The 13,681-nt window shown below is 64.0% G+C and carries 9 protein-coding genes and 1 pseudogene; 1 reads left to right on the forward strand and 9 read right to left on the reverse strand.

Features of this window, described 5'->3' with window-relative positions; translation table 11 throughout:
* Positions 1-91 precede the first annotated feature (91 nt).
* Together Q7U29_RS02350 and hemA are read right to left on the reverse strand one after the other, a co-directional pair.
* Positions 92-3,607, reverse strand: coding sequence for a NahK/ErcS family hybrid sensor histidine kinase/response regulator (locus Q7U29_RS02350; RefSeq protein ID WP_304737911.1), 3,516 nt, complete (start codon positions 3,605-3,607; stop codon positions 92-94).
* A gap of 124 nt (positions 3,608-3,731) precedes the next feature.
* Positions 3,732-4,961 (reverse strand): 5-aminolevulinate synthase, encoded by a 1,230-nt coding sequence (gene hemA, locus Q7U29_RS02355; protein ID WP_304737913.1) that lies wholly within the window; start codon positions 4,959-4,961, stop codon positions 3,732-3,734.
* Positions 4,962-5,380: 419 nt separating this feature from the next.
* Between hemA and Q7U29_RS02360 the strand changes: the two genes are divergently transcribed.
* Entirely contained in the window at positions 5,381-5,869 is a 489-nt protein-coding gene (locus tag Q7U29_RS02360) for a hypothetical protein (protein WP_304737914.1), read from the forward strand.
* Between the two features lie 33 nt (positions 5,870-5,902).
* Here Q7U29_RS02360 and Q7U29_RS02365 read toward each other — a convergent pair whose 3' ends face one another.
* The 7 genes and pseudogenes from Q7U29_RS02365 to Q7U29_RS02395 form a co-directional block, all read right to left on the reverse strand.
* The gene (locus tag Q7U29_RS02365) at positions 5,903-6,964 is read right to left on the reverse strand and encodes an MBL fold metallo-hydrolase (protein WP_304737916.1); all 1,062 of its coding nucleotides are present in this window, start codon (positions 6,962-6,964) and stop codon (positions 5,903-5,905) included.
* A gap of 185 nt (positions 6,965-7,149) precedes the next feature.
* A complete protein-coding gene (locus Q7U29_RS02370; RefSeq protein WP_304737918.1) occupies positions 7,150-9,315 on the reverse strand; it encodes a methyl-accepting chemotaxis protein in 2,166 nt (721 codons plus the stop codon).
* A 175-nt stretch (positions 9,316-9,490) separates the two neighbouring features.
* Positions 9,491-10,219 carry an outer membrane protein gene (locus tag Q7U29_RS02375; RefSeq protein WP_370691682.1) on the reverse strand — a complete coding sequence of 243 codons (729 nt, stop codon included), beginning with the start codon at positions 10,217-10,219 and terminating at the stop codon, positions 9,491-9,493.
* Positions 10,220-10,425: 206 nt separating this feature from the next.
* Positions 10,426-11,160 (reverse strand): outer membrane protein, encoded by a 735-nt coding sequence (locus Q7U29_RS02380; protein ID WP_304737919.1) that lies wholly within the window; start codon positions 11,158-11,160, stop codon positions 10,426-10,428.
* Positions 11,161-11,627: 467 nt separating this feature from the next.
* Positions 11,628-11,948, reverse strand: a complete 321-nt coding sequence (locus tag Q7U29_RS02385) for a hypothetical protein (RefSeq protein WP_304737921.1) — start codon at positions 11,946-11,948, stop codon at positions 11,628-11,630.
* Positions 11,949-12,057: 109 nt separating this feature from the next.
* Complete coding sequence (locus tag Q7U29_RS02390; protein ID WP_304737923.1) at positions 12,058-13,080, reverse strand: LLM class flavin-dependent oxidoreductase; 1,023 nt, start codon at positions 13,078-13,080, stop codon at positions 12,058-12,060.
* A gap of 400 nt (positions 13,081-13,480) precedes the next feature.
* A pseudogene (locus Q7U29_RS02395) lies at positions 13,481-13,681 on the reverse strand (VIT family protein); the annotation flags it as partial.

A 13,681-nucleotide genomic window follows, 5' to 3' on the forward strand; every position in this document is an offset into this window, starting at 1 on the left:
AGCGCTTGCGACGAAGCAATCCATCTATCAGCCGGTACCGCTGCGAAATGGATTGCTTCGTCGCAAGCGCTCCTCGCAATGACGTTGATAGCTACTCCGCCGCCACCATCTGCTGGGTTCGCCACTGCCCGAGCAGTGCGCGCAGGCTTGCCGGCTTCACCGGCTTGTTGAGCACCGCGATGTTCTCGTCGCGCGCCGCGTCCCGCACATGCGGACTGCGATCGGCGGTGATCAGGATCGCCGGAATGTTCTCGCCGAACCGGCGGCGGATCTCGCGGATCGCGGCGACGCCGTTGCCGCGGTCGAGGTGATAGTCGACCAGGAGGCCGGTGACCGGCAGGCCTGCAGCCTCGATCGCCTCGATGGCGGCATCGGGATCGGCCACCGCGATGACCTCGGCGTCCCAGGCCGTCAGCAGGGTCTTCATGCCGTCCAGGATCGCCGGATCGTTCTCGATGCATACGATCAGCGAGCCGCTCATCGGTGTCCTCGAAAGCGGCGTCGCGCTGGTGACCGCGCCGGTAACGGTGGCGGCGCTGGCGACCGGCACGGTCACCGAAAAGAACGAGCCGCCGCCGGCATTGGAATCGATCGCGATGCCGTGGTTGAGGACGCGCGCGAGCCGTTCGACGATCGACAGCCCGAGGCCCAGGCCGCGCGCGATCCGCGCGCCCTGTTCCAGCCGGTGAAACTCCTTGAAGATCTCGCCGCGCTTGATCACGGGAATGCCGACGCCGGTGTCATAGACGCAGATCTGCAAGCTTTGGCCGTGACGCCGGCAGCCGACCAGCACGCGGCCGCGCGGGGTGTATTTGATCGCGTTGGAGATCAGGTTCTGCAGCAGCCGGCGCAGCATCAGGCGATCGGATTCCACCGCCAGCGAACTCGGCACGAAAGTCAGCTTCAGCGCCTTGGCCCGGGCAATCGGCGCGAACTCGATTTCCAGCGAACGCATCAGGTCGCCGATCTTGAAGCTCGAGATCGACGGCGTCATGGCGCCGGCGTCGAGCCTGGAGATGTCCAGCAGCGCGCCGAGGATTTCCTCGATCGCCTCCAGCGAATCGTCGATGTTCTCCACCAGCCGCGAATCCTCGCCGCCGTTCTGGCGTTCGACCAGGCTGGTGACGTAAAGCCGCGCTGCGTTCAGCGGCTGCAGGATGTCGTGGCTCGCGGCGGCCAGGAAGCGCGTTTTCGAGATATTGGCATCCTCGGCGGTGCTCTTGGCGCGCGCCAGTTCCGAATTCAGCCGGGTGAGTTCCTCGGTGCGGTCCCGCACGCGCTTTTCCAGCGTCGCGTTGGCGCGTTCCAGCGCCTCGGCCGCCTCGAAGGACGGCGTGACGTCGGAAAAGGTGATCACCAGTCCGCCGCCGGGCATCCGGTTGGCGCGCACCTCGATCACCATGTGACGATCGGGCAGACGTTCCAGATACGGCTCGCCCACGGTAGTATAGGCGGCGAGCCGCATCTCCAGCAACGAGGAGCCATCGGTCTCGCCGAAGCCGGGAGGACTGATCGCTCCCATGTATTCCAGGATTTCCTGCAACGGAATCCCGATCTGCACGAGGTGCAGCGGTAACCCGAGAATTTCGCCGAACTGCTGGTTGGAACAGATCAGTTGCAGATCCGCGTCGAATACGGCGATGCCCTGCCTCACGTGGTTCAGCGCGGTCTGCAGGATCTCGCGGTTGAAGTGAAGGGCGGCGTGGGAATCGTCGAGCAGTTTCAGCGCGGCCTTGGCGGAGACGGTGCGCTTGCGCAACAGCAGCGACATCACCACCCGCGAGGACGCCGCTCCGATCGACGAGGCGATCAGATGTTCGGCATGCTGCAGCAACTCGAAATCGGCGGGCGCGGCCGGTTCGAGCGCGGTGTGGCGGGCGATCGCGAAGGCTTCGAACGAATGACTGGCGCGATCGGGGCCGAGATATTGCGCCACCGTGCTCTGAATGTCCTGCACGGTCACCGTGGTGCGCCAGCGCCGGAATGCCGGCGTCGTCGGCGCCATCGCGCTCGGCGCAAACAGGTCAGCCTGCAGCCGTTCGATCGAGGACGGCTGGCGCGCCAGCGACAGCACGATATAGGTCAGCAGGTTGAGCGACAGCGACCACAGCACGCCGTGCAGCAGCGGCGGCAAATCGGCGCCCAACAGAGCGCGCGGACGCAGCGCCTCGATGCCGAACGGGCCGTGCTGGAGGAACAGCATGCCGGCGGTATTGCCTTCGAGGAAGCTCGGCAGGAACAGCGTGTAGATCCAGACCGCGACGCCGACCAGCATGCCGCCCATGGCGCCCCGCGCTGTGGCGCGGCGCCAGAACAGGCCGCCGAAGAACGACGGCGCCAGCTGCGCGACTGCCGCGAAGGACAACAGGCCGATCGCCGCCAGCTGGGCGTTGCCGAGCGCGCGGTAGTAGAAATACGCCATCACCATGATGGCAAAAATCGCAAAGCGGCGGACCCGGAGCAGGAAGTTGCCGAAATCCTTCTGGCCGGCGCGGGATTCGCGGCTTCGCTGCAGCACCAGCGGCACCACGATGTCGTTCGAGACCATGATCGACAGCGCGACGCATTCCACGATCACCATGGCGGTGGCCGCCGACAGGCCGCCGACGAAGACGATGACGCTGAGCACGGGAGAATTGGCCTGCATCGGCAACGCCAGCACGTACATGTCGGCCTCGACGGCGCCGAACGGGAAGGTCACGAGCCCGGCGATCGCGATCGGAATCACGAACAGGTTGATGGCGACGAGATACAGCGGAAACAGCCAGCGCGCCCGGCCCACCTCGGCGTCGCTGGAATTCTCGACCACGCTGACGTGAAACTGGCGCGGCAGCAGCATGATCGCGAAAAACGACAGCAGCGTCATGGTGAGGAAATTGCCGATCGAGGGCGTGTATTCGAGCGCCCGTACCGCCTCCGGGGTCTTCATCGCGCGTTCGATCAGATCGACCGGGGAGAACATCCAGAACGTGACGAAGGCGCCGACCGCGATGAAGGCCACCAGCTTGACGATGGATTCGGTGGCGATCGCCAGCATCAGGCCATGCTGATGTTCGGTCGCGTCGGTCTGCCTGGTACCGAACAGCACCGCGAATACCGCCATCGCCAGCGTGACGATCAGCGCGACATCGCCGATGATCGGAATCGAGGAGAAGGCCTGGTCTTCGCTCAGGATGGTTCCGAGCGACGACGCCACCGCCTTGAGCTGCAGCGCGATGTAGGGAACCGAGCCGATGATCGCGATCGCCGCGACCGTGGCGGCGACCGCCTGGCTCTTGCCGTAGCGCGCGGCGATGAAATCGGCGATCGAGGTGATGTTCTGCGATTTCGCCAGCTTGATGACGCGGCGCAGCAGCGGCGTGCCGAACGCGATCATCAGGATCGGGCCGAGATAGATCGCGAGAAAATCGACGCCGGTGCGGGTGGCGAAGCCGACCGAGCCGAAGAATGTCCAGGAGGTGCAGTAGATCGCCAGCGACAGCGGATAGATCAGCGCGCTGGCGCGGCCGCGCTGGGTCGGCGAGAGGCGATCGCCGTAGCTGGCGACCAGAAACAGGAACCCGATGTAGCCGAAAGCGGCTGCGATCACGCCCCAGTCGTGCAGCATGGCTGCTTACCTCCCTTGGCGTTTCGGCGCCGCACCCCGGGGCCGTCGCGGGAGCCATTATAAACGGATTGGGCCGGCAGCACATGGTGCAACCGGCCCAAATGGCTGTTTCCGAAAGGAAGGGTTACTCCGCCGCCAGCGATTTCGCGCGCAGCGGCAGGCCGAGGCGATCCCAGACCTGCAGCAGCGCTTCGGCGAGCTGATCGATCAGGCCGTCGTCATGATAGGGCGATGGGGTGATCCGCAGCCGCTCGGATCCCTTGGGGACGGTCGGGTAGTTGATCGGCTGGATGTAGATGCCGTGCTCTTCCAGCAGGATATCGCAGGCCCGCTTGCAGGCCTCGGGGTCGCCGACGAACAGCGGCACGATATGGGTTTCGCTCGACATCACGGGCAGGCCGGCGGCATTGAGGATCGCCTTGACGCGAGCGGCGCGGTCCTGATGGCGCTCGCGCTCCCAGCCCGAGGTCTTCAGGTGCCGGATCGCGGCGGTGGCCGCCGAGCAGATTGCGGGCGGCAGCGCGGTCGTGAAGATGAAGCCGGGCGCATAGGAGCGCACCGCGTCGACGATGTCGGCGCTGGCGGCGATATAGCCGCCGAGACAGCCGAACGCCTTGGCCAGCGTGCCTTCCAGCACGTCGATGCGGTGCATGACGCCGTCGCGCTCGGCGATGCCGCCGCCGCGCGGGCCATACATGCCGACCGCGTGAACTTCGTCGACATAGGTCATCGCGCCGTATTTCTCGGCGAGATCGCAGATCTCGGCCAGGGGCGCCACGTCGCCGTCCATCGAATACAGGCTCTCGCAGGCGATCAGCTTGGGCCGGTCCGGTCCCGCGGCGATCAGCAGTTCTTCCAGATGCGCCATGTCGTTGTGGCGGAAGATCTGGCGCTCGCAGCCGGCCTGGCGCACACCCTCGATCATCGAATTGTGGTTGAGCGCATCCGACAGGATCAGGCAGTTCGGAATGAGCTTGGCGATCGTCGAGATGCCGGTCTGGTTCGAGACATAGCCCGAGGTGAACAGCAATGCGGCCTGCTTGCCGTGCAGGTCGGCGAGCTCGGCCTCGAGCTGCACCAGCGGGTGATGGGTGCCCGCGATGTTGCGGGTGCCGCCGGCGCCGGTGCCGACCCGGGTCGCGGTCTCGACCATGGCGCCGACCACTTTCGGGTGCTGGCCCATGCCGAGATAGTCGTTGGAGCACCAGATCACGACGTTGCGCGGTCCCTTCGGGGAATGCCACACCGCGTGCGGGAACCGGCCCGCGATCCGCTCGAGATCGGCGAAAACCCGGTAGCGCCGCTCATCATGCAGGCGGCTGAGGGCGGTGCTGAAGAATTGGCTGTAATCCATCGCGAAACCTGAAACGGTGCGTGAAGCCGGAGCGGCGAGCCTCTTTTTAGAGCGCTTCTACAATTAATGTCGAGCGGGAATCGGGGCCTTGATCAGGATCAAGTCCGGTCTGCGCCGCGGGCAATTCGGCCGGCCATGGGGGGTCCCGACGGCTTCGGCCGGCGCGCGTTCGGACACTTCGTCCCGGCTTCCGGCGCAGGGCAAGGGTCGCGCCGAAGGCGGCCTCAAGACTCGGACCGTCGACGCGTGCGGCCGCCAGAATCTGTTTGGCGGTGGCCGCGCGGATGACGCGGAGTTCAGCCTGCCGGTCCATCGGGCGCTTCGTCCTGTTCAGGTATTGAGCGGGGCGTCGATTAACCCCCAGTTTACCATGTTTGCGGTAGCTTTCGGGCTAGAGGATTCCAAAAAGGGTCACGCGTATGGCGTTCCGCGCAAATCAGCAGCTCCGCGACGACATCTGGGATTACCGGTACAAGTCGTCGGCGCCTGCCGCCGCTGTGCCCGAAAACATCGTAAGTCTGGCGGCTCCCCCCGCGCCCAGGAACGACGGCGCCACCGCGCTCGACCTCGTGCACCAGGCCGCCGAAATCTTCAAAGGCATGGAAAACCACGCGCGCGAAACCGAAGCGCGGGCGCAGGCGGTGTGCGAGGATCTCGCCGAAAAACTGCAGCTTGCCGAAAAACAACGGGACGCCGCCGAGCAGGCGCGCCGCGAAGTCGTCAACGAACTCAATGGCAAGCTCCAGGACGTATCGCGAGCCTTGCAGCAGGCCCAGTCGCGCATCATGGGGGCGGAAGAACGTACGGTAGCCGCCGAATTTCGCGCCCAGGCCGCCGAAGCCAAACTCTACAGAGCCAACCAGGAACTCGCCGCCGTCGAAGAAGCCATCCGCAAGCGGCTGCTCTGAGCCCCCGCCGCTGCATGCGGACAGTTTCGGCCTTCAGGTCGTCCTGAAGCGCAGCACGCCGTCGGTTTCCTCGGCGATCAGCCGCCCCTCGACCAGCATGTAATTGACGTGCGCGATCAGCTCGCCAGCGGCAAAGCCCATCTGGTGCACGTCGAGCACGTGCTTGTGGAACACCACCGGCACCAGCTCCTTGGAGGTCTGCGGGATTTCGCGGCAGGCCTCGGCGATCAGTCCGCAGCGCTCCTCGTGATGGTCGGCCAGCTGCTTGATGCGGGTCTTCAATCCGTAGAACGGCACGCCGTGGCCGGGCAGCACCAGCACATCATAAGGCAGCGTGGTGGTGAGGCTGGCCAGCGAGGCCAGATATTCGCCGAGCGAATTCTGGTCAGGCTCGACCGCCCAGACGCTGACATTGGGCGAGATCTTGCTCAGCACCTGATCGGCCGACAGGAACAGCTTGTCGGCGGCGCAATACAGCATGACCTGGTCGAGCGCGTGGCCGCCGCCGGTGATGACCTTGAAGCGCCTCGCGCCGATCGAAACCTCGTCGCCATGCGAGATCCGGCGATAGGACGGCGGCAGCGTGGAGACCCGCTTCAGGTAATCCTGGCCGCGGCCGAGCAATTTATCGGTCAGGTTCTCGTCCATGCCGTGGCGGCGGAAGAACAGCCGCTGCGCGTTGCGCCGATCTTCGGTGCCGCGGTTCTGGTGATAGACCGACTGCAGATATTCCACCTGCGACATCTCGAGCGGACAGTGGAAGCGATCGACGATCCATCCGGCGAGGCCGACGTGATCGGGATGCGAGTGGGTCACGATCAGCCGCGTGAGCTTGACGTGGCTGAGCGGGCCCTCGAACAGCGCGGTCCAGGCCGCGATGGTCTCCTCGTTGCCGAACCCGGAGTCGATCATCGCCCAGCCGTCGCCGTCGGCGAGCAGATAGATGTTCACGTGGTTGAGGCGGAACGGCAGCTTGAGCCGCACCCACAATACCCCGGGCCTCACCTCGACGACCTGATCGTGGCCGGGATGATTTTCCCAGGGGTAGCGCAGCGCCTCGGCCGAGGACGGTGCCGTGTCTGTTTTTGAATGCATCGGTTGGGTTTCGCGGTTGTCGTTACCGACTTAACCGCACAATCGGCGCGGCGCCAGCCGAAAAAGGGCCGGGATTTCGACAATCACCGCATGCATGGCCGTCATTCCGGGCGATGCGAAGCATCGAACCCGGAATCTCGAGATTCCGGGCCTGGTCCTTCGGACCATCCCGGAATGACAGTCGCTCAGGCCGCCCGGATGTTGCTCAGGAAGGCGTCGATTTCCGAACGCAGCACGTCGGCCTCTCGGCGCAGTGCCGCAGATGCACTCAGCACCTGGCCGGCTGCGGCGCCGGCCTCGGCGGACGCGGTGGAGACCCCGACGATGTTGCTGGAAACCTCGGATGTGCCTCCGGCGGCATGCTGAATGTTGCGGGCGATCTCGCGCGTCGCCGCACCCTGCTCCTCGACCGCCGCGGCGATCGCCGCCGTCACCTCGTTGATTTCGCTGATCGTCGTCGAGATGTTCCGGATGGCGCCGACCGCCGAGGTCGTCACCGTCTGCATGCTGGCGATCTGCTGGCGGATTTCGTCAGTCGCCTTCGCGGTCTGGTTGGCGAGGCTCTTCACCTCGGAGGCGACCACGGCAAATCCGCGGCCGGCCTCGCCGGCGCGCGCGGCCTCGATGGTGGCGTTGAGCGCCAGCAGATTGGTCTGCGAGGCGATGGTCTGAATGAGGTCGACCACGACGCTGATGCGGCCGGCGTTATCGGCAAGTCCCTGCATGGTGGCGTCGGTGGTGCCGGCATCGTCGACCGCCTTGCGGGCGATTTGCGCCGAAGTGGTCACCTGGCGGCCGATTTCGGAGATCGATGACGACAGTTCCTCGGTGCCCGCGGACACCGTCTGCACGTTGACCGAGGTTTCCTCGGCGGCCGACGCCACCGCGCTCACCAGCGCGCTCGATTGATCTGACGTCACCGACATGGCCTGCGCCGTGGTCTGCATCGAATTGGCCGAGGTCTGCAGAGTGTCGAGCGCGGTGCGGACGGTGGCCTCGAATTCGACGATCCGGGCTTCCATGCGCGAGGCGCGCTCGGCCTTGGCGATGCGGTCCTTGTCCTGGTCGGCACCGAGCGAGCGGGCCTCGATCATGCTCTCGCGGAACACCTCCAGCGAATCGGCCATCGCCGCGATCTCGTCGTGCTGGCTGGAGCGATAGATTTCGGTCTCCAGATCGCCGCTGGACAGCACCTGCATCGAGCGCTGCAAATTGCCGATCCGCCGCAGGATGTTGCGGCCGACATAGAGCCAGACGAACAGCACGGATCCGATCAGGGTCGCAGCACCCAGCCCCTGCATGACGACGGTCGCCAGCGAAATCTCCTGGCGCGCCTGCCCGGTCGCGGCGTCGGTTTCGCCCCGCACGCCCTCGACCAGCTGCTGCACGCTGATGCCGAGGCCGACATTGAGCTTGCGGCTTTCTTCGAGAATGGCCTGGCCGTAATCGGCGTTATCGAGTTCCTTCTGGCGGATCTTGAAGACGCCGGTCTTGCCCTCGCCCAGCCCCATCACGCCCGCGGCCGCGGTGCGGAGCGCGGTGGTCGAAGAGCCGTTGGGCAGCAAATCGAGATTCTTTTTGACGCGCTGCTGCGCGGTGCGGAATTCCTTCTCGATGGTCTCCAGCGCGTCGCTGGAGTCGGACGAAAGCGCCGATATCAAATTGAACGCCATCAGATTGCCGCCGGCGACGACGTCGCCGAGCTGCTCGACGACCTGTTCGGCCTTGGTTGCTTCGTCCTGCGAGAAGTCGGGGGCGCCGAAGATGCCGTTGAGCTGGGTCTGCGCGCCGACCATCGCGGGACCGGCGGCCTTCACGAAGGCGGTCTGCGCCGTGCGCACGGCGCCGTAGAGCTTTTCGTGCTGGACGCCGGTTTCGAGCCGCTCGCGCGCCGCGTTGCCGAGGCTCTGGATCATTTCGTCGATGTTCTTCACGGTCTCGGCGAGGTTGGACACCACCGTCTTGTCGGCGCCGAGCGCGGTGATCTCGCCTAGCTTGGCCAGCGTGACCGCCTGGGTTTCCTTCATCTTCCTGGCGCGATCCTTCAGGATCTCCTCGCTCTGCGAGGCCAGCAGCGCCGGCCCCTGGCTGGCGAGGCTCGCGCTCTGCTCGGAGAGCTGCAGGCTGGCCGCGAGGCGAGGGATGTCGCGTCCGCTCAGCTCGACCATCGCCCCGCCGAGATGTCCGAGCACCATGCCGGCGCCGACGCTGATGACGATGGCCATGCCCGCGATCACCGCGAAGGCGGCGAACAGGCTGCCCCTCACCCCCCATCGTGGACGCAGGAGACCCAGGACCCCACCAAGCCGGGTGATTGTGACAAGCCTACCGATCGTGAATTGCAGCGCCATGCCGTCCCCGCCCACATCTTCAGGATGAATCTTCTGACGAACAGTATCGCGTTACCGGGTTAACAAAATCACGAGGATTTGAACGGCGGCCAAATTTTTGCGAATCGACAAAATGAAAGGCTGGCTGATGCATATTCCGCAACCCGGCATTTCCGTGAGATTGCTCGACTGTCGCTCAGTACCTTGCCGCGGTCGAACCCAGGTTGAAGCGATAATTCAAGCCGGCTTTCAGGGTATGCTCGTCGTTGTTGAACGTGCCGAACGGGACCAGCGCGGCCGGCGCGACGAAGCGGCTCTTGCCGAAGTCGTAATACTGGTACTCGGCCTTGGCCGACCAGTTCGGGGTGAACAGATATTCGATGCCGGCGCCGACGGTGTAGCCGTCGCGATGATCGCGATTGAGCGTGAAGGCGACCGGAGCGCCGCCGAACGTCAGGGTTTCGCTATGGCTGGAATAGGCGTAGCCGCCCTTGGCATAGAACAGCGCCGGACCCCAGGAGTAGCCGAGGCGGCCGGTGACGGAGCCGAGCCCGCGCTGGTTGTTGCTGTAGACGAAGCCGGCGGGGAAGATCGAACCGATCTTGTTGCTGCTGAGCCAGGAATACTGGCCTTCGACGCCGACGACGAAGTTGCCGGCAAACTGAAAGTCGGCGCCGACCTGTACGCCGCCGAGGAAGCGGGCGTCATAATTGCTCAGCGCGAGGCCGTTGAAGCTGGTGCTGCCGCTGAAGGCCCCGCCGGCGTGACCGCCGAGGTAGAAGCCGGTCCATTGGTAGATCGGCGCCGCATAGGCCGGCGCCTGGCCGTAAGGGCGAGCCCCGAGATCGGCTGCAACGGCGGGCATGCTCGCGCCGAGAACGATGAGGGCGGCAATGGCGCGCAAGATCTTTGGAATAATCTTCATGATGCAGTCTCCGACGGATTCTGGTGGGCGGCGTGTCGATGCCGTACTTGCCGCGGAGTTAGACGGCATTTGAATAAAATGCAGTGACCAGATCGCCGGAGAGAAGCGAGCCTGCGGGCCAAACCGCTTGCCGTGCTTAATGAAGCCCTAACGAAAAAAGGCCGGCATGAAGCCGGCCTTTCGTCAGTGTCGCGTGAGACCAGCGATCAATACTTGGCAACCACCGGGCCGCCGAGGTTGAAGCGATAGTTGATGCCGGCCTTGACGGTGTGCTCGTCATTGCGGGTGCTGCCGAACTGGGTCAGCACGGCGGGCGTCACGAAGTTGGTCTTGCCGAAGTCGTAGTACTGATACTCGACCTTGCCCGACCAGTTCTGCGCGAACATGTATTCCAGGCCGGCGCCAACGGTGTAGCCGTCATGATGGCTGCTGTTGGTCGCGAACGTCTGCGGCACGCCGCCGAAAGTCAGGGATTCATTGTAGTCGGAGTAGGCATAGCCGCCCTTGACGTAGAGCAGAGCCGGACCCCAGGTGTAGCCGAGACGGCCGGTCAGCGAGCCGAGGCCACGCTGGTTGTGGGTGTAGGTATAACCGGCGCCGGCGCCGCTGAAGACAACGTTGTTGTTGTTGCTGCCGAGCCAGGAGTACTGGCCTTCGATACCAAGCACCCAGTTCGGGGCGAACTGGTAGTCGGCGCCAACCTGCAAACCGCCGAGGAAGCGGCCGTCGCTGTCGTTATTGGTGGTGCCGAGGAAACCGTTGCTGCCGCCGAAGGCGCCGCCGACGTGACCACCGATGTAGAAGCCGGTCCAGTTGTAGATCGGCGCGTACGCCGCGGGAGCTGCCTTGGTGTAGGGACGAGCGGCCATATCGGCTGCAAGTGCTGGCACGGTCGCGCCGAGAGCGATGAGGGCCACAGTACCGAGGAGGAAGTTCTTCATTAGTTGTAGTCTCCAGAAGTCATTTTTAATTTTGCAAGATTAGCCGCGCAGCGGCGTCGTCCATGGCGCGCACTTAGACAGCTTCCGCACGAAATGCTGTCACCCATCGGACACACCGGGAAGGTTCCGCTCGATTCAAATAACATCGATTTTTACGTGCTTAATTAGGCCTCAATGAACTCTAGATGAGGCCTCAATTGCCGCGTGATTCATGCAGATGTTGTGGCTTTTGCGACTTGCAGCGGTCGAAGATTCCAACAATCGCAGCTCGCATGGTCGAAGATTACGCATTCATGGCGTGAGCCTCTCGATGAGCTCGCAAACGGTCATGTTCGACGGATTCCGATCGCCGGTCACTTCGCCGTGATTGATGTTCGCTTCTGCTTCGAGGCGCGAATCATCGACGAGAATTGCTGATCGCAAAAATCGAGGATTCGAATCGGCAGCGCGCTCATCACGTGACCGTCTCAGCTCAGGCGGCGACGGACCTCGTCCCGCATCTGTTCGCGGAAGGCTTCGCGTCGCGCGGGTCTCTCGGCCTCTGGGACATTATGCCGGTCGAAGATGTTGAAGTTGTCGAGGATCGGATGACGGTCGCTGGCCATCGCCAGAACGCGGAGCTGTTCGGCGACCTGCTTGCTGGGACCGGTGACTTCCCATTTGCGGACCGTGTTGGCGCCGGCGTCCGCTGCGAGACCGCATAGCTTCGCCATGTCGGCGACCGACAGCGGCCTGCCGATGGCGTCACCGAGATCCGCGCGAAGCTGCTTCAGTTCATGGCCGGTCATGGTCGAGAATCAGTCGTCGAATGCTGCATCTGCATGATCTGATCCACCGGCATCGTGGCATGATTGAGGTTTTGCCACGATCCGAACGATCCTGCCGCTGGCGGCACGACTAGCGCCACCCCAAAGCGGGAGCGACATGGGTCAGGATCGCTTCGATCACATGCGCGTTGTAGGCGACGCCCAACTGATTTGGGACGGTGAGCAGGAGCGTGTCGGCCTCGGCGATCGCTTCGTCCTTCCTGAGCTGCTCGATCAGTTCGTCCGGCTCGGCGGCGTAGCTGCGGCCGAAGATCGCCCGTGTCCTCTCGTCGATGAATCCGACCTGGTCCTCCCCCTGACGCTCGTGTCCGAAATAGGCCCGGTCGCGATCGTCGACCAGCGCGAAGATGCTGCGGCTGACCGAGACCCGCGGCTCACGAACATGGCCGGCCTCCTTCCAGGCAGCGCGGTAGGCCCGGATCTGGGCGGCCTGCTGAACATGGAAAGGCTCGCCTGTTTCATCGTTCTTGAGTGTCGAGCTTTGCAGGTTCATCCCGAGTTTCGCCGCCCATACCGCCGTGGCGTTGGAGCCGGCGCCCCACCAGATCCGGTCGCGCAGACCGTCGGAATGGGGTTCTACGCGCAGCAGGCCGGGCGGATTCGGAAACATCGGGCGTGGATTCGGCGGGGCGAAGCCTTCGCCCCGCAGCAGGTCGAAGAACACCTCCGCATGACGCCGTCCCATGTCGGCGTCGCTCTGGCCGTCAACTGGCTGAAAACCGAAGTATCGCCAGCCATCGATCACCTGCTCGGGCGAGCCCCGGCTGATGCCGAGCTGCAGACGCCCGCCAGCGATGAGATCGGCGGCGCCGGCGTCTTCGACCATGTAGAGCGGGTTCTCGTAGCGCATGTCGATCACGGCCGTGCCGATCTCGATCCGGCTGGTCTTCGCCCCTACCGCCGCCAGCAGCGGAAAAGGCGAGGCGAGCTGGCGCGCGAAATGATGGACCCGGAAATAGGCGCCGTCCGCGCCCAGCTCCTCGGCCGCGACGGCGAGTTCGATGGATTGCAGGAGCGTGTCTGCAGCCGAGCGGGTCTGCGATTGCGACGAGGGCGTCCAGTGCCCGAACGAGAGAAAGCCGATTTTTTTCATGCGTCGATGATCAAGCGAAACCCAGCAATTGTGCTGATTTGACAGGGGGGTGCGAAGAAAGTGCTGGTGCTGCCAGACAGGATTGAACTGTCGACCTCTCCATTACCAATGGAGTGCTCTGGTTTTGGAAATACCCCGCATCGACAATCACTTATCCAATTTTTGAAGCAGGCCTTGTGTCACTTTTGTGTCAGTAGGACTGGCTAGATAGATATTGCGACGGCTCGCCTTGGCGAAGACGATCCACTCGCCGGTTAATCGAGATTATTTGCGGCCGATTTTTCCGGAGCGATGAGATCTTGCGCCATCGACCATTGCGTGAATTAGCTCGCCTACCAGTCTCTCCGTTATGGTCGCACCGATCCACTGATCACAGGGGCCGTTGCAACGTAGAGTCCTGTCAGATTGCCTTGCCGAAGATCGCGCCGATGCCGGCGGTAAGAGCCATCGCGAATGCTCCCCAGAACATCACTCGCAGCGTCGGCTTGAGCAGACCTGCGCCTCCGGCTGTCGCGCCGATCGCACCGAGAACTCCCAGAAAACAGAGCGAGCCGATCGAAACCATTGGAACAAGTGCGTTTACCGGCGCGATGGTAACGAG

Origin of the sequence: Bradyrhizobium sp., from assembly GCF_030654605.1 — a bacterium.
Taxonomy (GTDB): Bacteria; Pseudomonadota; Alphaproteobacteria; order Rhizobiales; family Xanthobacteraceae; genus Bradyrhizobium.